Origin of the sequence: Pseudomonas alkylphenolica (assembly GCF_016009175.1) — a bacterium.
GTDB classification, from domain to species: Bacteria; Pseudomonadota; Gammaproteobacteria; order Pseudomonadales; family Pseudomonadaceae; genus Aquipseudomonas; species Aquipseudomonas alkylphenolica_B.
This window is the reverse complement of the sequence record NZ_JADUCM010000015.1, coordinates 22,245-46,973: the sequence shown is the minus strand read 5'-3', so window position 1 is coordinate 46,973 and position 24,729 is coordinate 22,245. Positions and strand designations below refer to the sequence as shown.

Below are 24,729 nucleotides of genomic sequence, written 5' to 3'. Positions count from 1 at the left end.
TCAATTCTCCAGAACGTCGAGCAGGCCGAGGGGCAGAGGGACATCCATGACGCGGTCGAACAGCCAGTACAGGGCAATGCTCATCAACCCGATGATCATCACGCTGGGCAGCCAGCGCCCGCCGTAGAGCCGTGCCATGGGCACGCCGATCAAGATGCTGCTGACAATGAAACCGAGGGGCTCGAAGGTGGCGGCGAACACCAGCAGCAAGCCGATGCACATGGCAATCTTGTTCAGGGTTTCGCGGTCCAGTTCCGGCTCGTCCTCTTTGTGCACGATGGGCGTAGGACGAAATGCCAGGTAAAGCAGACCAAGGCCCATCAGGCCGAGCATCAGCAAGGGGTAGGCACGAGGGCCAACCGGTTCGTAGGAAAATGCAGCCTGGTAAGGCCAGGCCATGACTGCCAGGGCGGCGCAGAGCGCCAGCAAAAACAGGGCAAAGACGCGTTGCAGGATCATCGCGCGTGTCCTCTGTGAGGTTCACAAACATGGGTCGCCGACCGTGTAGGCGCGGATTCACCGGGACGCCGGAGAGTCCGCTTCTACGGGATCGCTGGGGAAAAGCAGGGCTTACTGGATCAGCCCGAATTCCTTGGCCAGGGCTTTGTAGTCGGCCACCTGTTTCTTCACATAGGTATCCAGCTCGGCGCCGGTCATGGCGAACGGGAAGAGTTCGCGCTGGTCACGCAGCTTGGCGAATTCTTCCGAGGCCAGCAGTTTGTCGAACGAGGCTTTCCACCAGTCGTACTCGGCATCGGTGACCTTCGGCCCCAGGTAGAAGCCACGTACCACAGGCCAGACAATGTCGTAACCCTGCTCTTTGGCGGTCGGAATGTTCTTCATTTCCGGCTCGTCCAGGCGGTTTTCGGCGAACACCGCCAGCAGGCGCATGTCACCGCTCTGGATGTGTGGCATGGAGTCGGAGATGTCGGTACTGCCCACCTGGATATGCCCACCCAGCAACGCCGTGGCAATTTCTCCACCCCCTTCGAGGGCGACGTAGCGCAGGTCGCGTGGATTGATCCCGGCGGCCTTGGCGATCAACGCGGTTTGCATCCAGTCCTGGCTGCCGACGGTACCACCGGAGCCAATCACGACTTTGCTCGGGTCTTTTTTCAGCGCGGCAACCAGATCATCGAGGGTTTTGTAGGGCGAATCGTTTTTCACTGCAATGGCGCCATAGCTGGTACCCACTGCTGCCAGCCAGCGCACGGCATTTTCGTCGAAGCGGCCGAACTTGCCCTGGGCCAGATTGAGCAACGAGCCGCTCGACCAGGCCACCAGGGTCCCGGCATCCGCCGGGCGCTGAGCGACTACGGCGTTGTAGGCGACGGCGCCAACACCGCCGGGCATGTAGGTCACGCGCATGGGTTTGCTGAGGATTTTCTCGTTGACCAGGGCGCTTTGCACCAGCTTGCAGGTCAGGTCGAAACCGCCGCCGGGGGAAGCCGGGGCGATGCATTCAGGGCGTTTGGGTTCGTTCGCCAGGACGTTACCGGCGAGCAGCAGGCAGCTGGTGGCAAGGGCAATGCGGCGCAGTGAAAAGTTCATCGTCGATCTCCGTGAGCATTATTGTTATCGGGGATTACCACAACGCAAGGCTGTAACTCACCAGCAGCCGCACTTCGTCCGCATCGCGGGTGAAGTTGGAGCGGAAGGTAGCGTTGCGCAGGCGCACGGCGACGTTTTTCAGGGCGCCACTTTGCACCACGTACTTGAACTCGGTGTCGCGTTCCCACTCTTTGCCTTCACCACCATTGGCCAGGCTGACATTATCGCCGCTGATGTAGCGGGACATGAAGGTCAGGCCGGGAATCCCCAGCGTGACGAAGTCAAAGTCATAGCGGGTTTGCCAGGAGCGTTCGTCTTTACCGGCGAAGTCGTTGATCTGCACGAAGTTGACCAGGTACGGATCGGAGCCGTCGACGTAAGGGAAGGCGCTGTCGCCCGACATGTGCTGGTAACCGGCGCTGAACTTGTGGCCCTTGAGGCCATAGCTGAGCATGCCGTTGAGCGAGGTGTTGTCGATCTTGCCGCCGCGTGCCTGACCCTGGTCGTCGCTGAACGCCATGCGCAGGTCGGCGCCGAAGGTGCCCGGGCCCCACGGCTGGCTGGCAATCATGCCGACAAAGTGCTGGCGATAGACATCATCCAGCTGTGCCCAGTGATAGCTGCCGGTGATTTTGTCGGTGAACTTGTAGTCCAGGCCCGCGAGGTCGAAGTGATTGCCGGCAACGGTACCGAGAAAACGGCCGTTCTTGTTGTTGAGGGCAATGTCTTCCTTGTTGGTGTCGTCGCGGTCCTTGGCTTTTTCCAGGCGCCCGCCGGTAAAGGTCAGGTTCTTGATTTCGCCAGAGGTCAGCAGCCCGCCTTCAAAGGTCTGCGGCAGGATGCGGCCGTCGTTGGGCTGCAGGGTGGGCAGTTCAGGAATCAAGGTGCCGACTTTCAGTTCAGTGGCCGAAATCTTCACCTTGCCGGTCAGGCCGAGCTTGGAATACTCGTCGGCCGCGCGGCCATCGTCGTGGGTGGGCAGCAGGCCGGTACCGGTGCGGTCGGGGCTGGAGTCGAGCTTGATGCCGAGCATCCCCAGGGCATCGAGGCCAAAACCGACCGGGCCGTCGGTATACCCCGACTCGAAGTTGAGCATGAAACCCTGGGCCCATTCGTCACGCTTGGATTGCTGGGCACTGGTACCGTCGCGAAAGTCGCGGTTGAAGTACATGTTGCGGGTTTCGAAGCTGGCCTTGCTGTCATCGAAGAAGGCGGCCTGGCTGAGCGGGGCGACGCCGGCAAGGGCAAGGGCGCTGGCAACTGCGGTCTGGCGGGAAGGTAATCGGCGGGTAGGCACACAGGCCTGTGGCTGCATGGACAGCATCGTCTTGAAACTCCGTTTTTGTTCTTATTAGTTCGAACATCGAGGTTCGGTTGTACGGCAAGCAGAGTGAGCCGTCAGACGATGCTAGGGGCTGAACCTTTCGCTAACCTTTCAGCAGCTTTTCATTGTTACGAAGGCTTCACAGCTGATCTGTCAGCTGTACACTCCGCGGCATTGACCGCGACGTGACCGGGAGAAATCGATGCGTGTGCTGCTCGTCGAAGACCATCTGCAGCTGGCTGAAAGCGTGGCCCAGGCCCTTAAAAGTGCCGGCCTGACCGTGGATGTGCTGCACGATGGCGTGGCCGCCGACCTGGCCTTGTCCACCGAGGAATATGCCATGGCCGTGCTTGATGTGGGCCTGCCGCGCATGGACGGCTTCGAGGTGCTGGCGCGCCTGCGTGCCCGTGGCAAGACCCTGCCGGTGCTGATGCTGACCGCGCGCAGCGACGTCAAGGACCGGGTTCATGGCCTGAACCTGGGCGCCGATGACTACCTGGCCAAACCCTTTGAACTCACCGAGCTCGAAGCGCGGGTCAAGGCCCTGTTGCGGCGTACCGTGCTGGGTGGGGAGCGCCAGCAGCGCTGCGGGCCGCTGGTCTATGACCTCGATACCCGGCGCTTTACCCTCGGCAACGAATTGCTGACCCTGACTTCCCGCGAGCAAGCAGTGCTTGAGGCCCTGGTTGCACGCCCCGGGCGGGTGATGAGCAAGGAGCAACTGGCCGCTCAGGTTTTCGGCCTGGATGAAGAAGCCAGCGCCGATGCCATCGAAATCTATGTCCATCGCCTGCGCAAGAAGCTCGATGGGCATGCCGTCGCCATCGTTACCTTCAGGGGGCTCGGGTACCTGCTTGAGCACCGCGATGCGTGACACCGGCAGCCTGCGCGGGCGGCTGCTGTGGAACCTGGCACTGCTGCTGGTGGTATTGATGCTGGCCAGTGGCTTGAGTGCTTACTGGAACGGTCGCGAAGCCGCCGACACAGCGTATGACCGAACCCTGCTGGCGTCGGCGCGCACCATTGCCGCGGGCTTGTCCCAGCGTGACGGCAGCCTCAGCGCCGATGTGCCTTATGTCGCGCTGGATACCTTTGCCTATGACAGTGCCGGGCGCATCTATTACCAGGTCAACGACATTCACCAACGCCTGATCTCGGGCTACGAAAACCTCCCCGCACCGCCGCCCGGCACCCCGCGTACCGATGATTACCCGGCGCTGGCGCGCTTTTACAACGCCCGCTACCTGGGGCAGGACGTGCGCGTGGTAAGCCTGCTCAAGGCCGTTACCGAGCCGAACATGAACGGTATGGCCGAAATCCGCGTGGCCGAGACCGAAGAAGCACGGGTGCGCATGGCGCGTGGCCTGATGGCCGATACCCTGTTGCGGCTGGGGATGCTGGCGCTCGGTGCGTTGATGCTGGTGTGGTTTGCCGTCAGCGCCGCCTTGCGTCCGCTGGAGCGCTTGCGCAGCGCCGTGGAGGAGCGTCAGCTGGATGACTTGCGCGCCTTGCCGCTGATCGAGGTACAGCGCGAACTGAGCCCGCTGGTGCGCGCCTTGAACCACTTCACCGAACGCCTGCGTGTGCAGTTCGAGCGCCAGGCGCAGTTTATCGCCGAGGCAGCGCATGAGTTGCGCACACCCTTGGCCGCCCTCAAGGCCCGGGTCGAACTGGGCCTGCGCTCAAACGAGCCGCAGGTCTGGCGTGACACTCTGGAATCTGCCGCGCAAGGTACCGACCGCCTGACCCACCTGGCCAACCAGCTGTTGTCGCTGGCGCGGGTCGAGAACGGTGCGCGGGCAATCGCCGAGGGCGGGGCGCAGCTGCTCGACCTGAGCCAGCTGGCCCGCGAACTGGGCATGGCGATGGCGCCGCTGGCCTACGCCCGTGGTGTAGCACTGGCGCTGGAAGCCGAGGCGCCTGTTCATGTGCGCGGCGAACCGACCTTGCTCAACGAGTTGCTCAGCAACCTGGTGGACAACGCCCTGGCGCATACGCCCAAAGGCGGCAATGTGATTTTGCGGGTCTACGCGCCGGGTGTGCTGGAGGTTGAAGATGATGGACCGGGTATTCCCGAGGAGGAGCGCGAGCGGGTGTGCGAGCGCTTTTATCGGCGCAGTGCCCAGGGCACGGGTCTGGGCCTGGCGATTGTCGGCGAAATCTGCCGCGCCCATCTGGCACAGATCAGCCTGCACGATGGTGAGCGCGGTGGCCTGAAGGTTCGGGTGAGTTTTTCAGTGGGCTAGCGCAGCGTTGATCAACGGAACAAGGCACGGGCGTTGAGCAGGTCGCAAGCCTCAAGTTCCGTGCCGGCTGGCAGCCCCAGGTGCTGGTAGGCGGGCAGGGTTGCCAGGGGCTGCACCTTGCCGGTGGCATGGCTCAGGGCCCGGGCAATCTGGACGACGTCCACGTAGTCGACCCGGTTGCTGCCGCGGTGAAGGTCCAGTACCTGTCCGGGCAGTTTGACCAGTTGCTCGGGGAATTCCCAGGTGCTGAGGATCTTGTCGCCCAGTACCGGGTGAATCTGGTCGATGACATAGTTCAGGCACACCGGGTCCGAGAGCAGCTCGTTGTGTTCTTCGGCGTAGGTCAGGATCGGCAGCACGCCGATCTGGTGAACCAGGCCGGCGAGGGCACCCTGGTCGGGCTTGAGCTGGGTGTAGCGCCGGCACAGTTCATAACTGATGCCCGCGACCTCCAGGCTGGAGGCCCAGACTTCACGCATTTTTTTCTCAACGACGTCAGAACGCGCGTGGAAGATCTGTTCGATCACCAGGCCAATGGCCAGGTTGCAGCTGTAGTTGATGCCCAGGCGGGTAATGGCGGTTTGCAGGTCGGTGACTTCAACCGTGGCGCGCAGCAACGGGCTGTTCACCACTTTGATCAGGCGTGCAGACAGGGCAGCGTCGCGGCCGATGACTTTGCTCAGGGCGCTGACACTGATTTCGCTGTTTTCGGCGGCCTCGCGAATACTCAGTGCCACCTCGGGTAAGGTCGGCAGCACCAGGTCATCGTTGTCGATGGCAGCCAGCAACTGGGTCTGGACCATCTCGGCCAGATTGTTCATCGTGATTCTCTAGCGTTGTTCATGGACAACCCCGGTCATCCAAGCGCCGGGGCAGGGCGGGCTCAGCGCTGGATCTCGCGGTCGCGATCCAGTTCGTAAGGCAACGACAGCAGGTCCAGGCGCGGGCCATCGGGGCTGCCCACATGCAGGTTGTTGTCGGCCACGGCATCGGCGGTCAACACAGCCAGCAGTTCACTGCCCTCGGCGTTGCGTGCCGACAGCACCACTTCACCTACCGACGAGTTGTGGGTTGGCGAGAAGATTTCGGTGCCTGGCACGGGTAGCTCCTGTCCTGTCAGGGCTGCGCGGTACTGACGGCGTTTGAGTTTGCCCAGGTACTGCATGCGCGCAACGATTTCCTGGCCGGTGTAGCAGCCCTTCTTGAAACTGACACCGCCCACGGCCTGCAGGTTGATCATCTGCGGGATGAACAGCTCGCGGGTTTGTGCCATGACCTGGCCAATACCGGCGCGGATCTGCCCGAGCAGCCAGTCGTTGAGGTCGGCTTGCGGCAATTGTTCAGCCAGTTGCGCCTTCACGTGTTCTGCCTGATCGGCGGCAACCCAGAGTTCGATCCGCGCGGGCGACACGGCAATTGCGATCAGCCCGTCATGGCGCGTCACCGCGTCGGTTTGCGCCGGCACTTCAAGGCCCAGCGCCTCAAGCGCGGTTTCACCGCCGTGCACGCCAAAGCGCACCCAGGCGTCGCTCTCGTCGGTCAGTTTGGCCTTGGAGAACACGGCGTATTTCTTCAGGTCCGCCAGTTGCGGTTCCAGCAGTTCGCGGGCCATCGCCAGCAGGTAGCCGTCACCCTCCGGCAGGATGCGAAAGCTCGACTGCATGCGGCCTTTGACCATGCAGCGCGCACCGAGGCTGCTGGTGCTGTCGCCCAGGTAGCTGATGTTGCAGGTCAGTTGGCCTTGCAGGAACTTGCCAGCGTCCGAGCCGCGGACGGCGAGGACGCCTTCGTGGGAAAGGGTGCAGAAAAAAGCGGAATCGGCCATGGGACATCGCAGGGTAGATAAGACTGGGGACCATGATAGAGCGCTGCCGGAAAAATAGGTAGTTGAGCTGGCCCCTCTGTCATTTTTTGCGCAGAACTACGGACCAACGTCGCGTGTTCCCCGGGCGCGGGCTCTGTATACTGTCGGCCTATTTTAGGAGGGCTCCATGGTCGAACAAATTGAACTCAACCGGCTCTTTTGGCATAGCCGCCGCGGCATGCTGGAGCTGGACGTGTTGCTGGTCCCTTTCAGCCAGGATGTCTACCCAACCCTGAGCCCGGAAGATCGCGAGCTCTACTGGCGTCTGCTCAGCTGTGAAGACCAGGACATGTTTGGCTGGTTCATGGAACGCAGCGAGTCGCCAGACCCCGAACTGCAACGCATGGTTCGCATCATTCTGGACCGTGTCCAGCCCAAGTGATCGCTTCGAGTGTCGCTGGCAAGGCTCTTCAAGCCTGCTGGCGGCCTACCTGGCGTGCCAGTTGCTGGCAATGCTGGGACTGTGCCTGCTGCCGCTTGCCGTGTGGGCGCAGGTAGCGGGTATTGGCGCGTGCCTGGCGCACGCCGGCTGGATGATTCCCCGACGCATCCTGCTCAGTCATTCCCAGGCCGTCAGCGGCTTGCGGCGTGACCCAAGCGGTTGGCACCTGTTCAGTCTTGACCAGGGTTGGCAGCCGGTGCAGCTGCGTCCAGACAGCCTGGCTTTGCCGGGCTTGATCGTGCTGCGCTACCGCCGCAAAGGCAGCTACTGGACGCAAGGGCTGTGCATTGCCGCTGACGCGCTGGAGCCGGTGCAGCACCGGCGCCTGCGCGTGCGTTTGAAGTTCAGTCGGCGTAGGTGGGTGGCTGCAGGATAGTGTCGCGTGCCTCGGCGAGCATCCCCGGGTAGTCCAGGGTGTAGTGCAGACCGCGGCTTTCCTTGCGTTGCATGGCCGAGCGAATCATCAGTTCGGCGACCTGGGCCAGGTTGCGCAGCTCGATCAGGTCACGGCTGACCTTGTAGTTGCTATAGAACTCGTCGATTTCATCCAGCAGCAGGCGCACGCGGTGCTCGGCGCGTTGCAGGCGTTTGCTGGTGCGCACGATCCCGACATAGTCCCACATGAAACGCCGCAGCTCGTCCCAGTTGTGCGCAATGATCACGTCTTCGTCCGAGTCGGTGACCTGGCTGGCATCCCAGCAGGGCAGCTCGCGAGGCATGCTGATCTGGTCAAGGTGCGCTTCGATGTCGGCGGCGGCGGCGCGGCCGTAGACGAAGCATTCCAGCAGCGAGTTGCTGGCCATGCGATTGGCGCCATGCAGGCCGGTGAAGCTGGTTTCGCCGATGGCATACAAGCCGGGTACGTCGGTGTGGCCGCTGTCGTCCACCATAACGCCGCCGCAGGTGTAGTGCGCCGCCGGCACAACCGGGATCGGCTGGCGGGTGATGTCGATGCCAAACGCCAGGCAGCGTTCGTACACAGTCGGGAAGTGAGTCTTGATGAAATCGTCAGATTTGTGGCTGATGTCGAGGTAGACGCAGTCCACGCCGAGGCGTTTCATCTCGTGGTCGATCGCCCGGGCGACGATATCGCGCGGCGCCAATTCTTCGCGCGGGTCGAAGCGCGGCATGAAGCGTTCGCCGTTGGGCAGGCGCAACAAGGCCCCTTCACCGCGCAGCGCCTCGGTAATCAGAAAGCTCTTGGCTTGCGGGTGGTACAGGCAGGTGGGATGGAACTGGTTGAATTCCAGGTTGGCCACCCGGCAGCCAGCGCGCCAGGCCATGGCAATGCCGTCGCCACAGGCCCCGTCAGGGTTGCTGGTATACAGGTAGACCTTGGCCGCGCCACCGGTGGCGAGCACGGTAAAGCGGGCGCCATAGGTATCGACTTCGCCGGTGTTGCGGTTCAGCACGTAGGCACCCAGGCAGCGCTCGCCGTCCTGGCCCAGGCGTCGCTCGGTGATCAGGTCAACGGCAACGCGCTGCTCCAGCAATTCGATGTTCGGGCGTTGGCGCGCCTGGGCCAGCAGCGTGGTGAAGATTGCCGCCCCGGTGGCATCGGCAGCATGAATGATGCGTCGATGGCTGTGGCCGCCTTCGCGGGTGAGGTGGAATTCGAAACCACCGTCGTCGACACTGGCATGTTCATCACGGGTAAAGGGAACGCCCTGGTCGATCAGCCACTGGATCGCTTCGCGGCTGTGTTCGACAGTGAAGCGCACGGCGTCTTCGTGGCACAGGCCACCCCCGGCGTTCAGGGTGTCGTCGACGTGCGACTGCACCGTGTCGGTATCATCGAGCACCGCAGCGACGCCGCCCTGGGCCCAGAAGGTCGAGCCGTTGGCAAGATCGCCCTTGCTGAGCACGGCAATGCGCAGGTGGCTCGGAAGGTTCAGCGCCAGGCTCAGACCGGCGGCACCGCTGCCGATCACGAGGACATCATGTTGGAGTTGTTGGCTCATGTCAGGACACTAGTATCTGAAGGGGGGGATCGGCACAATAGTCAGGCGCATATGGCATTGTGAAACTATCGTGAATCTGGACCGGCTGCCTTTATAGCAGCCTCAAGGCCCTGATTTCCAATGGCGCTTATGCTGGGCAGGCGCTGCTGTGGGAACTTTCCATGCTGTGTGGATATCCATAGTAGGCTGACCGCCCGCCACAATACCGCGGCGACGCAGGGCAGTGACCCGTAACAGGGCCTTGCCGGCGTATTCGAGACCCGATTATCGACGCAGCCGGCCGTGACCGCGCTGCGTTTTTCGTGCGAGCCGACCAAGGGCCGCAGGAAACTTGCTTGAAGGGGAGAACTTTTGCGAAAAGCCCGAGTCTATGGTTGCAAGCCTGAACGATGCTTCTCGTACGGCTCCTTCGAGTTCACTGAGGAGTGTTCATGCTAACCCAGGAAGAGGATCAGCAGCTTGTCGAGCGCGTGCAGCGTGGCGACAGGCGAGCGTTTGATCTGTTGGTGCTGAAGTATCAGCACAAGATTCTCGGGTTGATCGTGCGTTTCGTACACGACACCCATGAAGCCCAGGATGTTGCGCAGGAAGCTTTCATCAAAGCTTATCGTGCGCTGGGTAATTTTCGCGGAGACAGTGCCTTCTATACCTGGCTGTACCGCATTGCCATCAACACGGCAAAGAACTATCTGGTGTCCCGCGGACGGCGGCCACCGGACAGCGATGTAAGTTCCGAGGATGCGGAATTTTACGACGGCGATCATGGCCTCAAGGATCTGGAGTCCCCCGAGCGTGCGTTGTTGCGAGATGAGATCGAAGGCACCGTCCATCGGACCATTCAGCAACTGCCAGAAGATTTACGTACGGCGTTAACTTTACGTGAATTTGACGGTCTGAGTTACGAGGACATTGCGAGCGTCATGCAGTGTCCGGTGGGTACCGTGCGCTCTCGAATTTTCCGCGCTCGGGAGGCCATAGACAAAGCCCTGCAGCCGTTGTTGCAGGAAACCTGAGACAGCGGCGACAGCCAAGAGAGGAACCGCCATGAGTCGTGAAGCTTTGCAGGAATCGCTGTCCGCGGTGATGGATAACGAAGCGGACGAACTGGAATTACGTCGGGTGTTGAACGCCGTCGATGATGCCGAAACCCGTGCTACCTGGTCCCGTTACCAGATTGCACGTGCGGCCATGCACAAGGAACTGGTGCTGCCTAAACTGGATATCGCCTCCGCAGTGTCTGCCGCGCTGGCTGACGAAGCGGCGCCGGTCAAGGTCAACCGCGGTCCATGGCGCAGCCTGGGTCGTCTGGCCGTGGCGGCTTCGGTGACCGTCGCGGTATTGGCCGGTGTGCGTCTGTACAACCAAGACGAAATCAGCGGTGTGCAGCTGGCTGCCCAGCAACCTGCCCAGCAGGGACTGAGTGTGCCACAGGTTCAAGGCCCCGCTGTGTTGGCAGGCTATAGTGAGAGTGCAGAGCAGCCAGGGCCAATGGCCAATGGCGTGCTGCAAGGGCAATCCGGCTGGCACGACCAGCGTCTGCCCGGCTATCTGCGCCAGCATGCTCAGGAAGCAGCACTCAAGGGTACCGAGAGCGCACTGCCTTACGCCCGCGCGGCCAGCCTGGAAAACCGTTAAGTAAGGAGGATCATGCGCGCGCTACCTCTTATACCGCTGTTGCTGGGAGGCTGGCTGATACTGCCGGCCCATGCGGCCAACTCCTCACCGGAGGCGGGCGACTGGCTGAAGAAGCTGGCGCAGGCCGAGCAACAGCAGAGCTATCAGGGTACTTTCGTTTACGAGCGTAACGGCAGCTTCTCCACCCACGATATCTGGCACCGCGTCCAGGACGGCAAGGTCAGCGAGCGGCTTCTGCAGCTCGATGGCTCGGCCCAGGAAGTCGTGCGTGTCGACGGGCATACCCAGTGCGTAAGCGGGGCCCTGGTGTCTGGTGTGACCAATCCGCCAGATTCCACGGCGCGAGTGCTTGATCCCCTCAAGTTGATGAGTTGGTACGACCTCGGCATTGCCGGCAGGTCGCGGGTGGCGGACCGTGAAGCGGTGATCGTCACCCTCACACCCCGTGACCAGCATCGTTATGCCTTCGAGTTGCACCTGGATCGCAAGACCGGGCTGCCACTGAAGTCGTTGATGCTCGACGACAAGGGGCGGTTGCTGGAGCGTTTTCAGTTCACCCGGCTTAACACCGCGCAGCCGCCGAGCGATGACGAGCTCAAAGCGAGCGAGTTGTGCAAGCCGGTCACCTTGGTCGCGTCCCAGGCCAAGCAACCGGTGACCGCGTGGCGCTCGGAGTGGTTGCCCGCGGGTTTTGAGCTGGTCGACAGCTCGGTGCGCAAGGATCCGGAAGGCAAGAACGTTGTCAGCAGCTTGATGTTCGATGACGGCCTGGCACGGTTTTCGGTGTTTGTCGAAGCCCTGGACGGTGGCTCGGCAGTGGATATTCGCACGCAGTTGGGGCCGACCGCGGCTGTTTCCCGACGCTTGACCACGCCCAAGGGCGAAATGATGGTCACCGTGGTCGGCGAAATTCCGATCGGAACGGCAGAGCGGATTGCCTTGTCCATGCGCGCTCAGGATGCCCAGGCACAAAAATGACGGATAACTATCCTGTTTATCGGTCGAGGGTGCCTTGGCTGACATGATTGGCAAGCTTTACAGTTTGCAAAAAACCAAGATTTTTTCTATAGGTCAGTCCTTTCGGGGACTGGCCTTTCCTGCGTCTGCAGGGCCCTACTGCTAACCACGCTCGATGTGACGGGAGCCGTATGTCAATACCACGCTTGAAAACCTACCTATCGTTGTTCGCCGCCGTGTTCATGCTCGGTCAGGTGGTCACCGCCCAGGCCGAAGCCCTGCCGGACTTCACCACCCTGGTCGAGCAGGCCTCGCCTGCGGTGGTGAACATCAGTACCAAGCAGAAGCTGCCGGACCGCAAATATGCCGCCGGTCAGATGCCCGACCTTGAAGGGCTGCCGCCGATGTTCCGCGAATTCTTCGAGCGCAACATGCCACAGGCACCCCGCTCGCCGCGCGGTGACCGCCAGCGTGAAGCGCAGTCGCTCGGTTCGGGCTTCATCATTTCCAGCGACGGTTATGTGCTGACCAACAACCACGTGGTCGCCGACGCCGATGAAATCATCGTCCGTCTGTCCGATCGCAGCGAACTGCAGGCCAAGCTGGTCGGCACCGATCCGCGCACCGACGTCGCTCTGCTCAAGGTCGACGGCAAGAACCTGCCGACCGTCAAGCTGGGTGACTCCGAGAAGCTCAAGGTCGGTGAGTGGGTGCTGGCCATTGGTTCGCCATTCGGTTTCGACCATTCGGTGACCAAAGGTATCGTCAGTGCCAAGGGCCGTACCCTGCCGAACGACACCTATGTGCCGTTCATCCAGACCGACGTGGCCATCAACCCGGGTAACTCGGGCGGCCCGCTGTTCAACATGAACGGTGAAGTGGTGGGTATCAACTCGCAGATCTTTACCCGTTCCGGCGGCTTCATGGGCCTGTCGTTCGCGATCCCGATCGACGTTGCCCTGGACGTCTCCAACCAGCTGAAGAAAGACGGCAAGGTCAGCCGCGGCTGGCTGGGTGTGGTGATTCAGGAGGTCAACAAGGACCTGGCTGAGTCCTTCGGTCTCGACAAGCCGGCCGGTGCCCTGGTAGCCCAGGTGCTGGAAGACGGCCCGGCGGCCAAGGGTGGCCTGCAAGTTGGTGACGTGATCCTGAGCATGAACGGTCAGCCGATTGTCATGTCGGCCGACCTGCCGCACCTGGTCGGCAGCCTGAAAGACGGCGCCAAGGCCAAGCTCGAGATCATCCGTAACGGCAAACGCCAGAACCTCGACGTCACGGTCGGCGCCTTGCCGGACGACGATGCCGAACTCGCCGACGCTGCCGGCGGTGGCGCTGAGCGCAGCAGCAATCGTCTGGGTGTGTCGGTGTCCGACCTGACCGCCGAGCAGAAGAAAACCCTGGAGCTCAAAGGTGGCGTGGTCATCAAGGAAGTTCAGGACGGCCCGGCGGCGCTGATCGGCCTGCGTCCGGGCGACGTCATCAGCCACCTGAACAACCAGGCGATCGCCTCGGCGAAGGAATTCACCGAAATCGCCAAGGAACTGCCGAAGAACCGTTCGGTGTCGATGCGCGTACTGCGTCAGGGACGTGCAAGTTTCATTACCTTCAAGCTGGCTGAGTAAGCAGCGCGGTACAGGGGAGGGCAGCGCAAGCTGCCCTTTTTTGTGCCTGAGCGGTCATCCGGGGTTGGACGCTGGCAATCCTTGTCACCACAGTTCACGTGACGCCAAGGTCAGGCTTCAGGTACAATTCCCGGCTATTTTTCGGTGGGCGTCCGGCCCGCAGCCTTTTTGAGTGTTGACCCGTGAGTGATTTGAGTCATATCCGCAATTTCTCCATCATCGCCCACATTGACCATGGCAAGTCGACCCTGGCGGACCGTTTCATCCAGATGTGCGGCGGCCTGTCTGCGCGTGAGATGGAGGCCCAGGTGCTTGACTCCATGGACCTGGAGCGTGAGCGCGGTATCACCATCAAGGCCCACAGCGTCACCCTGCATTACAAGGCGAACGACGGCGTTACCTACCAGCTGAACTTCATTGATACCCCGGGCCACGTCGACTTCACCTACGAAGTCAGCCGGTCCCTGGCGGCCTGTGAAGGCGCACTGCTGGTGGTCGACGCCGGTCAAGGCGTTGAAGCCCAGTCGGTTGCCAACTGCTACACCGCCATCGAGCAGGGCCTGGAGGTTATGCCGGTCCTTAACAAGATGGACCTGCCTCAAGCCGATCCGGACAAGGTCAAGGACGAGATCGAGAAGATCATCGGTATCGATGCGACCGACGCCGTGGCCTGTAGCGCCAAGAGCGGCATGGGCGTGGACGAGGTGCTGGAGCGCCTGGTGCACACCATTCCTGCGCCAACCGGTGACATCGAGGCGCCCCTGCAGGCGCTGATCATCGACTCCTGGTTCGACAACTACCTGGGCGTTGTCTCCCTGGTGCGCGTGCGTCATGGCCGCGTGAAGAAGGGCGACAAGATCCTGGTCAAGTCCACCGGTAAAGTCCACTTGGTCGACAGCGTTGGTGTGTTCACCCCGAAACACACGCAAACCGCTGATCTGAAAGCCGGTGAAGTAGGCTTCATCATTGCCAGCATCAAGGACATTCACGGTGCACCGGTCGGTGACACCCTGACCCTGAGCAGCACCCCTGAAGTTGACGTGCTGCCTGGTTTCAAACGCATTCAGCCACAAGTTTATGCCGGTCTGTTCCCTGTCAGTTCCGACGATTTCGAAGATTTTCGTGATGCGTTGCAGAAACTGACCCTGAACGATTCGTCGCTGCAATACCTGCCCGAGAGTTCCGACGCACTGGGCTTCGGCTTCCGTTGCGGTTTCCTCGGCATGCTGCACATGGAGATCATCCAGGAGCGCCTGGAGCGCGAATACGACCTGGACCTGATCACCACCGCGCCGAGCGTGATCTTCGAGGTCAAACTCAAGACCGGCGAGACCATCTACGTCGACAACCCGTCGAAGCTGCCGGATGTGTCCTCGGTTGAAGATTTCCGCGAGCCGATCGTCGCCGCGACCATCCTTGTGCCTCAGGAGCACCTGGGTAACGTCATTACCCTGTGCATCGAGAAACGCGGCGTACAGCGCGACATGCAGTTCCTCGGCTCGCAGGTGCAAGTGCGCTATGACCTGCCGATGAACGAAGTGGTACTCGACTTCTTCGACCGCCTGAAGTCCACCAGCCGTGGCTATGCGTCGCTGGACTACCATTTCGACCGCTACCAGTCGGCCAACCTGGTCAAGCTCGATGTACTGATCAACGGTGACAAGGTCGACGCCCTGGCGCTGATCGTGCACCGCGACAATGCGCACTACAAAGGCCGCGCGTTGACCGAGAAGATGAAGGAACTGATTCCTCGGCAGATGTTCGACGTTGCAATCCAGGCCGCCATCGGCGGGCAGATTGTTGCGCGCACGACTGTCAAGGCGCTCAGAAAGAACGTACTGGCCAAATGCTACGGTGGTGACGTAAGCCGTAAGCGCAAGCTGTTGGAGAAGCAGAAGGCCGGTAAGAAACGCATGAAACAGGTCGGCAACGTGGAAATTCCACAAGAAGCCTTCCTCGCCGTGCTCAGGTTGGAATAATTAGGTCCTATGTCGCTAAATTTCCCGCTGTTGTTAGTCATCGCCGTAGCCGTCTGCGGTCTGTTGGCCCTGGTCGATCTGCTGTTCCTGGCGCCACGCCGGCGTTCGGCGATCGCCAACTATCAGGGCAGCGTCAGCCAGCCAGAAATGGCAGTGGTCGAGCGCTTGAACAAGGAGCCGTTGCTGGTTGAGTACGGCAAGTCGTTCTTTCCGGTGCTGTTCATCGTCCTGGTGTTGCGTTCGTTCCTGATCGAGCCTTTCCAGATCCCTTCGGGATCGATGAAGCCGACCCTGGAAGTGGGCGATTTCATCCTGGTGAACAAGTTCTCCTATGGCATTCGCCTGCCGGTGATCGACAAGAAAGTCATCGAAGTCGGTGACCCGCAGCGCGGCGATGTCATGGTGTTCCGCTATCCGAGCGACCCGAACGTCAACTACATCAAGCGTGTAGTCGGCTTGCCGGGCGACCAGATTCGCTACACCAACGACAAGAAGCTGTTCGTCAACGGTCAGCCGATTGCCGAGCAACTGGTGGGCAGTGAGCCAGGCACCCTGGGCAGCGCACAGCTGTACAAGGAAAAGCTGGGCGAAGCCGAGCACCTGATCCGCAAGGAAATGAGCCGCTATCGCATGCCGCCTGACCAGCAATGGACAGTACCGGCTGGCCATTACTTCATGATGGGTGACAACCGCGACAACTCCAACGACAGCCGTTTCTGGGATGACCCCAATATTCCCAAAGCGCTGCACGGTATGGTCCCGGACCAGAACATCGTCGGCAAGGCCTTCGCGGTCTGGATGAGCTGGCCAGAGCCAAAACTCAGCCACTTCCCGAACCTTTCGCGGGTTGGCCTGATCAAGTAACACCACAACGGCGCTGTCTTGGGACAGCGCCGAATGCATTTCTGGCATAGGCTGTGTGCAGAGGGATCGATGATCCGCCTGGACCACCGTCGCCGGTGAGCATGAGCCAAATAGTCTTTCAGGATGTTGATTTGAACAAAGTGTTGAATATCGGCCACGAACTGCGCGTGGGTACACTGTGAGCGTTTCCTTGAACCGCCTCGAGCGCCAGCTCGGTTACACCTTCAAGAACCAGGAGCTGATGCTGCTGGCCCTGACGCACCGGAGTTTTGCCGGGCGCAATAACGAACGCCTTGAATTTCTCGGCGATGCGATCCTCAACTTCGTCGCCGGTGAAGCGCTGTTCGAGCGCTTCCCCCAGGCCCGCGAAGGCCAGCTGTCGCGCTTGCGTGCGCGTCTGGTCAAGGGCGAGACCCTGGCCGTACTGGCCCGTGGTTTCGACCTGGGCGAGTACCTGCGCCTGGGCTCCGGTGAGCTGAAAAGCGGTGGCTTTCGCCGCGAATCGATCCTGGCTGACGCCCTCGAGGCGTTGATCGGCGCGATCTACCTGGATTCAGACATGCAGACCGCCCGCGAGCGCGTGCTGGCCTGGCTGACCGGTGAGTTCGAGAGCCTGACGCTGGTCGATACCAACAAGGACCCGAAAACCCGTCTGCAGGAATTTTTGCAGTCGCGGGCCTGCGAACTGCCGCGCTACGAAGTGGTGGATATTCAAGGTGAACCCCATTGCCGGACGTTTTTCGTCGAATGCGAAGTGACCCTTTTGACTGAAAAAAGCCGAGGGCAAGGCGTCAGCCGGCGTATCGCCGAGCAAGTCGCGGCCGCCGCAGCACTGATCGCCCTGGGCGTGGAGAATGGCAATGACTGATACGAATACCACCCGGTGCGGCTACGTCGCCATTGTCGGCCGTCCTAACGTTGGCAAGTCGACCTTGCTCAACCATATCCTCGGCCAGAAGCTGGCGATCACCTCGCGCAAGCCGCAGACCACTCGCCACAATATGCTCGGAATCAAGACCGAGGGTGATGTGCAGGCGATCTACGTCGACACGCCCGGTATGCACAAGAGCAACGAAAAGGCGCTCAACCGCTACATGAACAAAACCGCCTCGGCTGCCCTCAAGGACGTCGATGTGGTGATCTTCGTGGTCGACCGCACCAAGTGGACCGACGAAGACCAGCTGGTTCTGGAGCGCGTGCAGTACGTGCAGGGGCCGGTGATCCTGGCGATCAACAAGACCGACCGGATCGAAGAGAAAGCCGACCTGATCCCGCACCTGCAATGGCTGCAGGAACAACTGCCGAACGCCGAGATCGTGCCGATCTCAGCGCAGCAGGGGCATAACCTCGAAGCGCTGGAAAGCCTGATCGCCAAGCACCTGCCGGAAAACGATCACTTCTTCCCGGAAGACCAGATCACCGACCGCAGCAGCCGTTTCCTCGCCGCCGAGCTGGTACGCGAAAAGATCATGCGCCAGCTCGGTGCAGAGCTGCCGTACCAGATCACCGTGGAAATCGAAGAGTTCAAGCAACAGGGCAAAATCCTGCATATTCATGCGTTGATCCTCGTCGAACGTGACGGCCAGAAGAAAATCATCATTGGCGACAAGGGCGAGCGCATCAAGCGTATCGGCTCCGAAGCGCGCAAGGACATGGAAGTACTCTTCGACGCCAAGGTCATGCTCAACCTGTGGGTCAAGGTCAAGGGTGGCTGGTCCGACGACGAACGCGCCCTGCGTTCGCTGGGCTACGGCGACCTCTGATCGTCTCAGGCCCGACAGCGTCCGCTGTCGGGTCAACTCTTTGCTGACGCGCGCTCATGGACATCCCAGAAGGCCTGCCGGCCTACGTGCTGCACAGCCGGGCCTACCGTGAAACCAGTGCGCTGGTTGACTTCCTCACCCCGCAAGGGCGCCTGCGCGCCGTGTTGCGCCGTGCGCGTGGCAAAGGCGGCAACCAGGCGCGGCCGTTTGTTCCGCTTGAGGTCGAATTTCGTGGTCGCGGCGAACTGAAAACGGTTGGCCGCCTGGACAGCGTCGGCGTGGCGGCCTGGTTGCATGGCGATGCCCTGTTCAGTGGCTTGTACCTCAATGAATTGCTGATTCGCTTGCTACCGGCTGAGGACCCGCAACCGGTGCTGTTCGAGCATTACGCCGCCACCTTGCAGGCGCTGGCCGCCGGGCGCGCGCTGGAGCCGTTGCTGCGAGCATTCGAGTGGCGTTTGCTGGACGAGTTGGGTTATGCCTTTTCCCTCGACCAGGACATCAATGGCGAACCATTGCTCGTCGATGGTTTGTACCGTTTGCAGGTGGATGCCGGGCTCGAGCAGGTGTTCTTGCTGCAACCCGGTTTGTTCCGGGGTGCCGAGCTGATTGCCATGGCCGAAGCCGACTGGACCGTGCCGGGCGCCTTGAGCGCGGCCAAGCGCCTGATGCGTCAAGCGCTGGCCGTTCACCTGGGCGGGCGGCCATTGGTCAGTCGGGAACTGTTTCGCAAGCGCTGAGCTCGTCGTATGCTGTCAGGCTAAATCTTCTGGAGAGCCTTTTCGTGACTCAAAGCAACCGCATGCTGCTTGGCGTGAACATCGACCACGTAGCGACCTTGCGCCAGGCGCGCGGCACGCGTTACCCCGATCCGGTCAAGGCCGCGCTGGACGCCGAAGAGGCGGGCGCCGACGGCATCACCGTGCACTTGCGTGAAGACCGTCGGCACATCCAGGAGCGCGACGTGCTGGTGCTCAAGGACGTGCTGCAAACGCGCATGAACTTCGAAATGGGTGTCACCGAGGAAATGATGGCGTTCGCCGAGCGTATTCGCCCGGCGCACATCTGCCTGGTGCCGGAAACCCGTCAGGAACTGACCACCGAAGGTGGCCTGGACGTCGCCGGTCAGGAAGCGCGGATCAAGGCGGCGGTCGAGCGCTTGTCACGCATGGGCTCGGAAGTCTCGCTGTTCATCGATGCCGATGAGCGCCAGATCGAAGCGTCACGCCGCGTCGGTGCGCCGGCCATCGAACTGCACACCGGCCGTTATGCGGATGCCGAAACTCCCACAGAGGTGGCCGAGGAGCTCAAGCGGGTCGCCGATGGTGTGGCGTTTGGCCTGGCCCAGGGGCTGATCGTCAACGCCGGTCATGGCCTGCACTACCACAACGTTGAAGCCGTTGCCGCGATCAAGGGCATCAACGAGCTGAACATCGGTCACGCCCTGGTGGCACATGCGCTGTTTGTCGGCTTCAAGTCGGCGGTGGCGGAAATGAAGGCATTGATCATGGCCGCCAGCCGCCACTGATTGCCGAAAAGAAGGGTAGGAGCAAGGCCCCCGACGTAGGACCAGGCTTGCCGGCGAACCAGGCGCCGCGGTGTCCCTGATGCACCGCGTCATCGTTTTTCGCGGGCAAGCCACGCTCCTACAGGTTGGGGGCCGGATTTATCCGCGAAAAGGTCGCGCCCCGATAGATCCGCTCCTACGCGCATGACGTCTGCGCAAATACCAGGCTGAACCGGGTCAGGCCATTCAATTGGCTGCTCACCTCAACCCGCCCGCCATGCACATCCATGATCGATTTCACGATCGCCAAGCCCAATCCTGTACCGCCTTCCAGTCGCGAACGTCCCGAGCCTGCCCGATAGAAACGGTCGAACAGGTGGGGTAGATGTTCCGGCTCGATACCCGGCCCTCGGTTCTCGACCCACAGGCACAGTTCGTCGCCCCGGCGCTCAATGGCAATATCGATCGCTTGCCCCTCAGGGCTGTGGCGAATGGCATTGCTGAGCATGTTGGACAGCGCCCGCTGCACCATCAAGCGATCGGCCTGGATCGTGCCCCAGCCTTGCTGGCGCAGGGTGATGTCCTTCTGTTCGGCACTGAACTCGAACAGTTCGCTGACGCGTGCCACCTCATCGGCGAGCGCCACTGATCTGAGCGGTACCTGAGTCTGCGGTTGACTGACCTGGGCCAGAAACAGCATGTCATTGATAATCCGGTTGAGCCGGGTCAGTTCTTCGATGCTGGCTTCCAGCACGTCGCGGTATTGCTCCACCGGGCGCTCTCGGGACAGGGTCACCTGCGCCTTGCCCATCAGGTTGCCGATCGGCGTGCGCAGTTCATGGGCGAGGTCGTCGGAAAACTGTGAGAGTTGCTGCACGCCGCTGTCCAGGCGGTCGAACATGATGTTGATGGCCTTGGCCAGGTCGCTGAGCTCCAGAGGCAAGCCATCCACCGGGAGGCGCAGCGCCAGTTGCTGGGCGGACACCTGCTCGGCAATCTGACGAAACCGGCGCAGCGGCTTCAGGCCGCGTTGTACCAGCTTCCAGGCACCGACACCAATCAGCAGCAGCAACAGCGGCAAGGCCACCAGGGTCGAACGCAGGTAGGCCTGGAGCAAGCTGTGGTCATCGGCGCGGTTGACCGTGAGCAGCACACGCACTTCGCTGCCGTCCTGCAAGCGCATCAGCCGTGATGCGGTCAGCAGGTGGTTGCCATCGCTGTCTCGCCACGCGCTGAATGTCAGCTGCGCAGTCCCGGGGATCTGCATCAGCGCCTGGGCATCCAGCCCCGGCCCTAGGGTCAGCAAGGCCGAGTGGCGACCGGTCAGGGCAATGACGCTCAGGCTCATGTTGTCATGCCCCATCACCACGTCCAGCAACGGGTGGGCGGAGGTTTGCAGGTCAGCCGATTTGAGGTCGATGCGCAGCCCGTGTTCGATCTGCGTCATCTTCGCGCCCAGGCTCTTGCGGGCACGGCTGTCGAGTTCATGGTCCAGGGCCAGTACTGCCAGGCACGCCAACAGCAACACCAGCGTGGCGCCCATCAAGGTGACGCTCAGGCCCAGGCGCAGGGAAAGCCGGCCCGGTTTCATTCGCGGCGCTCAAGCACGTAGCCAACGCCGCGCAGGGTGTGGATCAGCTTGTCGTCGAAGGGATCATCGATTTTGGCCCTCAAGCGGCGGATGGAGACTTCAACCACATTGGTGTCGCAATCGAAGTTCATGTCCCAGACCAGGGAAATGATCTGTGTGCGCGACAGCACCTCGCCGCTCTGGCGCATCAGCAGGTGCAGCAGGGCAAACTCCTTGGCCGTCAGGTCGATGCGCTGGCCTGCGCGGTAGGCGCGGTGGCGACCAGGGTCCAGCTCCAGGTCGGCGACTTTCAGGGTGCTTGGCTGCAGGCTCTGGTCGTTGCGCCGCAGCAGGCTGCGGATACGCGCGAGCAGTTCCGGGAACTCGAAGGGTTTGAGCAGGTAGTCGTCGGCACCCAGGTCCAGGCCCTTGACCCGGTCCGAGAGGCGTCCGTGGGCGGTGAGCATCATGATGCGTGTGCTGGACTCGGCACGCAGGCGTTGCAGCACCGTCCAGCCGTCAAGCTCGGGCAGGTTGACGTCGAGAATGATCAGGTCGTAAGGCTGCTGGCGGGCCAGGTGCAGGCCGTCGGCGCCGCTGTGGGCACAATCGACTATGTAGCCGTTCTCGCTCAAGCCCTGATGCAGGTAGTCGGCGGTGCGGAGCTCGTCCTCGATAATCAGTAAGCGCATGCAATGACTCGGTGGTGTAAAAAGCGGTGATTCTCAACCCTGAAGTAACTGCAGGGTCAAGGGCCGCAGGGCATCGAGCGGCGGATACTAAGGCATCTTTGCTGCCGCCGTGGCTGGATTACAGATTTGTAATCCTCGAGTCATCTTGAGGATAAACCCCGGTTACTACAGTGCGGGCTCCCAACAGGCGCAGGAGTCCGCCATGTTTCGCACCCTGGACAGGCCTGGCACCGGCCGCGTTCTGCTGACGCTGCTGATGCTCGCCGTACCTTCGCTGGCGTTGGCACAAGGCCCCGTACTGACCCTCGACAACGCCTTGCAAAGCGCCCAGGCCAATAACCCTGAGCTGGCAGCTGCGCGCTGGGGTATTGATATTGCCGAAGGCGATCGGCGCCAGGCCGGCGTGCTGCCCAACCCCGAGCTGAGCTGGGAGATGGAAGACACCCGCAATGGCTCGCAGACCACCACGGTCAGTGTGAGCCAGATGTTCGAGCTGGGTGGCAAGCGCGGCGCGCGCCTCGGCGTGGCCGGGCAGGATGCGCAATTGGCCGGGCTTGAACTTGAGCGCCAGCGCAATGCACTGCGGGCCGAAGTGATTGGCGCCTATCAGGCTGCGGTACAGGCCCAGGAGGGGCTGCAACTGGCTCGACAGTCACTGGACCTGAGCGAGCGCGCCTTGCGTGTGGTGCAAGGGCGGGTAAAAGCCGGCAGTGCCTCACCCGTGGAAGCGACCCGGGCACAGGTGCAGCTGTCTGAGGTGCGCCTGGAGCTGGGGCGGGCCGAGCAGGCACTGACCGTGACCTATCAGCAGCTGGCGGCAGCAACCGGTGCGCCGACGGCGACGTTCAGCCGGGTCGACGGTGTCGGCAGTGAAGACCCGGACCTGCCGAGCCGCACCCAGTTGATGCAGCGCCTGGAGCAGACACCGGACATGCGCCTGGCCCGCGTGCAGATCGATCAACGCGAAGCCGCCCTGGACCTGGCCCGCACGCAGCGGATTCCCGACCTGACCGTGAGCGTTGGCAGCCAGTACAGCGAAACCGAGCGTGAGCGCGTCAATGTCGTTGGCGTGTCGTTGCCCATTCCTTTGTTTGACCGCAACCAGGGCAATGTCCTGGCCGCAGCACGCCGTGCCGATCAGGCGCGTGACCAGCGCAACGGTGCCGAGCTGCGTCTGCGCAGTGAAGTGATCCAGGCCCTGGCCCAGTGGCGCACCGCCGCCCAGGAGGTGGAGGACTTCGACCGCTCGATTCTGCCGTCCGCGCAACAGGCTGTGGATGCTGCCACCCGTGGTTTCGAGCGCGGCAAGTTCGCCTTTCTCGATGTGCTCGACGCTCAGCGCACCCTGGTTGCGGCCCGTCTGCAGTACCTCCAGGCCCAGGCCCAGCGCAGTGAAGCGCGGGTGCGTCTGGAGCGAATTTTCGGCGACCTGAGCCTGGCCGGTCGTTGAGCCTGATCGACATTCCCCCGCTTTGATCGACGCCGCACACTGCGGTGCGTGCCAAGGAGACTGCATGAACAAGAAGTCCATAACCCTGCTGATCGCTGCCTTGTTGCTGGGCCTGGGACTCGGCGTGCTACTGGCACGTCAGGCCGCTCCTCATGCGCCGGCCGCGGCTGCTGCACACGATCATGCTGAAGAAGGTGATCACCAAGAGGAGGGGCATGGCGAGCATGGGCATGCCGACGCCGAAGCAGGGCATGAGGAAGAAGCGGGCACCATCGTGCTCAGCCAGGAGCAGATTGATCTGGCCGGTATCGAGCTGGCACCTGCCGCGCCCCGGCAATTGCAGAACAACCTGTCGTTACCGGGTGAGATCCGATTCGATGAAGACCGTACCGCGCACATGGTGCCGCGGGCTGCCGGCGTGGTGGAGTCGGTGGCGGTGGTGCTTGGCCAGCAGGTGAAGGCCGGTGATGTGCTGGCGGTGATCGCCAGCCCGCAGATATCCGAACAGCGCAGTGAACTGGCGGCCAGCCAGCGGCGGCTGGAGCTGGCACGCAGTACCTATCAACGGGAAAAGGACCTGTGGCAGGAGGGTATCTCTGCCGAGCAAGACTACCTGCAAGCCCGTCAGGCCCTGCAGGAGGCCGAAATTGCCCAGGCCAATGCCCGGCAGAAAATCAGCGCCCTGAGCGGCACCACGGTGTTGGCGGGCGGTAACCGTTATGAGCTACGGGCGCCGTTTGCCGGGCAGATCGTCGAGAAGCACCTGGTGCCGGGCGAAGTGGTCAACGAAACCAGTGCCGCCTTCACCCTGTCCGATCTGTCTCGGGTCTGGGCGACGTTTGGCGTGGCACCCCGTGACCTGGGCAAGGTCCGCGCGGGGATGGCAGTGAACATTGTCGCCACCGAACTGGGCGAACAGGTTGAGGGGCGGATCAGCCATGTCGGCAGTCTGCTGGGTGAGCAAACGCGAACCGCAAGCGTGCGTGTCACCCTTGATAACCCGCGTGGTGCCTGGCGCCCGGGGCTGTTCGTGGCGGTGCAGGTGCCGAGCGACGCCGTTGCCGCCGTACTGGCGGTACCCGACCAGGCCATCCAGACCCTCGAAGAAAAGCCCACTGTGTTCGTGCGAACCGCCGAGGGTTTTAGTGCCCAGGCGGTCGAACTGGGCGCCAGCGCCAATGGTTACATCGAAATTCGCAAGGGCCTGCAAGCCGGCCAGCAAGTGGCGGCGCTGGGCAGCTTCGTCCTCAAATCGGAGCTGGGCAAAGCCAGCGCCGAGCACGTCCACTGACCCGCGCGAGT

Annotated in this window: 24 protein-coding genes; 16 read left to right on the top strand and 8 right to left on the bottom strand. The window is 62.0% G+C overall.

Annotation, left to right across the window (positions count from 1 at the left end):
* The 3 genes from I5S59_RS14620 to I5S59_RS14610 all read right to left on the bottom strand — a co-directional run bounded on the left by I5S59_RS14620 (position 1) and on the right by I5S59_RS14610 (position 2,875).
* Positions 1 to 459, bottom strand: a complete 459-nt coding sequence (locus tag I5S59_RS14620; RefSeq protein ID WP_197877257.1) for a tripartite tricarboxylate transporter TctB family protein — start codon at positions 457 to 459, stop codon at positions 1 to 3.
* 111 nt (positions 460 to 570) lie between these two features.
* Positions 571 to 1,551: a Bug family tripartite tricarboxylate transporter substrate binding protein gene (locus I5S59_RS14615; RefSeq protein WP_197877256.1), complete on the bottom strand. Its 981-nt coding sequence runs from the start codon at positions 1,549 to 1,551 to the stop codon at positions 571 to 573.
* Between the two features lie 34 nt (positions 1,552 to 1,585).
* Positions 1,586 to 2,875, bottom strand: a complete 1,290-nt coding sequence (locus tag I5S59_RS14610) for an OprD family porin (protein WP_197877255.1) — start codon at positions 2,873 to 2,875, stop codon at positions 1,586 to 1,588.
* A 202-nt stretch (positions 2,876 to 3,077) separates the two neighbouring features.
* Here I5S59_RS14610 and I5S59_RS14605 point away from each other — a divergent pair, with 202 nt between their 5' ends.
* Together I5S59_RS14605 and I5S59_RS14600 are read left to right on the top strand one after the other, a co-directional pair.
* Positions 3,078 to 3,749, top strand: coding sequence for a response regulator (locus I5S59_RS14605; RefSeq protein ID WP_197877254.1), 672 nt, complete (start codon positions 3,078 to 3,080; stop codon positions 3,747 to 3,749).
* The gene (locus I5S59_RS14600) at positions 3,742 to 5,121 is read left to right on the top strand and encodes a sensor histidine kinase (RefSeq protein WP_197877253.1); all 1,380 of its coding nucleotides are present in this window, start codon (positions 3,742 to 3,744) and stop codon (positions 5,119 to 5,121) included. Before I5S59_RS14605 ends, I5S59_RS14600 begins: the two co-directional genes overlap by 8 nt.
* Positions 5,122 to 5,132: 11 nt before the next feature.
* On the opposite strand, the gene I5S59_RS14595 is transcribed toward I5S59_RS14600, so the two are convergent.
* Positions 5,133 to 5,942 (bottom strand): HDOD domain-containing protein, encoded by an 810-nt coding sequence (locus I5S59_RS14595; protein ID WP_197877252.1) that lies wholly within the window; start codon positions 5,940 to 5,942, stop codon positions 5,133 to 5,135.
* Between the two features lie 62 nt (positions 5,943 to 6,004).
* Positions 6,005 to 6,946, bottom strand: coding sequence for a YgfZ/GcvT domain-containing protein (locus I5S59_RS14590; RefSeq protein WP_197877251.1), 942 nt, complete (start codon positions 6,944 to 6,946; stop codon positions 6,005 to 6,007).
* 166 nt (positions 6,947 to 7,112) lie between these two features.
* Between I5S59_RS14590 and I5S59_RS14585 the strand changes: the two genes are divergently transcribed.
* Together I5S59_RS14585 and I5S59_RS14580 are read left to right on the top strand one after the other, a co-directional pair.
* The gene (locus I5S59_RS14585) at positions 7,113 to 7,367 is read left to right on the top strand and encodes a succinate dehydrogenase assembly factor 2 (RefSeq protein WP_128324038.1); all 255 of its coding nucleotides are present in this window, start codon (positions 7,113 to 7,115) and stop codon (positions 7,365 to 7,367) included.
* Complete coding sequence (locus I5S59_RS14580) at positions 7,351 to 7,803, top strand: protein YgfX (protein ID WP_197877250.1); 453 nt, start codon at positions 7,351 to 7,353, stop codon at positions 7,801 to 7,803. The genes I5S59_RS14585 and I5S59_RS14580 overlap by 17 nt, the downstream gene beginning before the upstream one ends.
* Here the strand turns inward: I5S59_RS14580 and nadB are convergent.
* A complete protein-coding gene (gene nadB / locus I5S59_RS14575; protein WP_197877249.1) occupies positions 7,772 to 9,388 on the bottom strand; it encodes an L-aspartate oxidase in 1,617 nt (538 codons plus the stop codon). The genes I5S59_RS14580 and nadB overlap by 32 nt on opposite strands.
* A 431-nt stretch (positions 9,389 to 9,819) precedes the next feature.
* Here nadB and rpoE point away from each other — a divergent pair, with 431 nt between their 5' ends.
* The 10 genes from rpoE (at position 9,820) to pdxJ (ending at position 19,736) form a co-directional block, all read left to right on the top strand.
* The gene (gene rpoE, locus I5S59_RS14570) at positions 9,820 to 10,401 is read left to right on the top strand and encodes an RNA polymerase sigma factor RpoE (protein ID WP_010220971.1); all 582 of its coding nucleotides are present in this window, start codon (positions 9,820 to 9,822) and stop codon (positions 10,399 to 10,401) included.
* Positions 10,402 to 10,432: 31 nt separating this feature from the next.
* A complete protein-coding gene (locus I5S59_RS14565) occupies positions 10,433 to 11,023 on the top strand; it encodes a sigma-E factor negative regulatory protein (RefSeq protein ID WP_128324041.1) in 591 nt (196 codons plus the stop codon).
* Between the two features lie 12 nt (positions 11,024 to 11,035).
* Positions 11,036 to 12,001 (top strand): MucB/RseB C-terminal domain-containing protein, encoded by a 966-nt coding sequence (locus I5S59_RS14560; protein WP_197877248.1) that lies wholly within the window; start codon positions 11,036 to 11,038, stop codon positions 11,999 to 12,001.
* Positions 12,002 to 12,222: 221 nt separating this feature from the next.
* Complete coding sequence (locus I5S59_RS14555) at positions 12,223 to 13,602, top strand: DegQ family serine endoprotease (RefSeq protein WP_197877314.1); 1,380 nt, start codon at positions 12,223 to 12,225, stop codon at positions 13,600 to 13,602.
* A gap of 182 nt (positions 13,603 to 13,784) precedes the next feature.
* The gene (lepA, locus tag I5S59_RS14550; protein WP_128324044.1) at positions 13,785 to 15,581 is read left to right on the top strand and encodes a translation elongation factor 4; all 1,797 of its coding nucleotides are present in this window, start codon (positions 13,785 to 13,787) and stop codon (positions 15,579 to 15,581) included.
* 9 nt (positions 15,582 to 15,590) lie between these two features.
* Entirely contained in the window at positions 15,591 to 16,445 is an 855-nt protein-coding gene (gene lepB, locus I5S59_RS14545) for a signal peptidase I (protein ID WP_197877247.1), read from the top strand.
* Between the two features lie 178 nt (positions 16,446 to 16,623).
* Complete coding sequence (rnc, locus tag I5S59_RS14540) at positions 16,624 to 17,313, top strand: ribonuclease III (protein WP_197877246.1); 690 nt, start codon at positions 16,624 to 16,626, stop codon at positions 17,311 to 17,313.
* Positions 17,306 to 18,208, top strand: coding sequence for a GTPase Era (era, locus tag I5S59_RS14535; protein ID WP_128324047.1), 903 nt, complete (start codon positions 17,306 to 17,308; stop codon positions 18,206 to 18,208). Before rnc ends, era begins: the two co-directional genes overlap by 8 nt.
* 56 nt (positions 18,209 to 18,264) lie before the next feature.
* Positions 18,265 to 18,948: a DNA repair protein RecO gene (gene recO / locus I5S59_RS14530; RefSeq protein WP_197877245.1), complete on the top strand. Its 684-nt coding sequence runs from the start codon at positions 18,265 to 18,267 to the stop codon at positions 18,946 to 18,948.
* Between the two features lie 62 nt (positions 18,949 to 19,010).
* Positions 19,011 to 19,736, top strand: coding sequence for a pyridoxine 5'-phosphate synthase (pdxJ, locus tag I5S59_RS14525; protein WP_232239771.1), 726 nt, complete (start codon positions 19,011 to 19,013; stop codon positions 19,734 to 19,736).
* Positions 19,737 to 19,911: 175 nt separating this feature from the next.
* Here pdxJ and I5S59_RS14520 read toward each other — a convergent pair whose 3' ends face one another.
* Positions 19,912 to 21,306, bottom strand: coding sequence for a heavy metal sensor histidine kinase (locus I5S59_RS14520; RefSeq protein WP_197877244.1), 1,395 nt, complete (start codon positions 21,304 to 21,306; stop codon positions 19,912 to 19,914).
* A complete protein-coding gene (locus I5S59_RS14515) occupies positions 21,303 to 21,977 on the bottom strand; it encodes a heavy metal response regulator transcription factor (protein ID WP_197877243.1) in 675 nt (224 codons plus the stop codon). Before I5S59_RS14515 ends, I5S59_RS14520 begins: the two co-directional genes overlap by 4 nt.
* A 202-nt stretch (positions 21,978 to 22,179) precedes the next feature.
* Here I5S59_RS14515 and I5S59_RS14510 point away from each other — a divergent pair, with 202 nt between their 5' ends.
* On the top strand, positions 22,180 to 23,427 hold the full coding sequence (locus I5S59_RS14510; protein ID WP_197877242.1) for a TolC family protein: 1,248 nt from the start codon (positions 22,180 to 22,182) through the stop codon (positions 23,425 to 23,427).
* A 64-nt stretch (positions 23,428 to 23,491) separates the two neighbouring features.
* Complete coding sequence (locus tag I5S59_RS14505; RefSeq protein WP_197877241.1) at positions 23,492 to 24,718, top strand: efflux RND transporter periplasmic adaptor subunit; 1,227 nt, start codon at positions 23,492 to 23,494, stop codon at positions 24,716 to 24,718.
* The last annotated feature ends 11 nt before the right edge of the window (positions 24,719 to 24,729 follow it).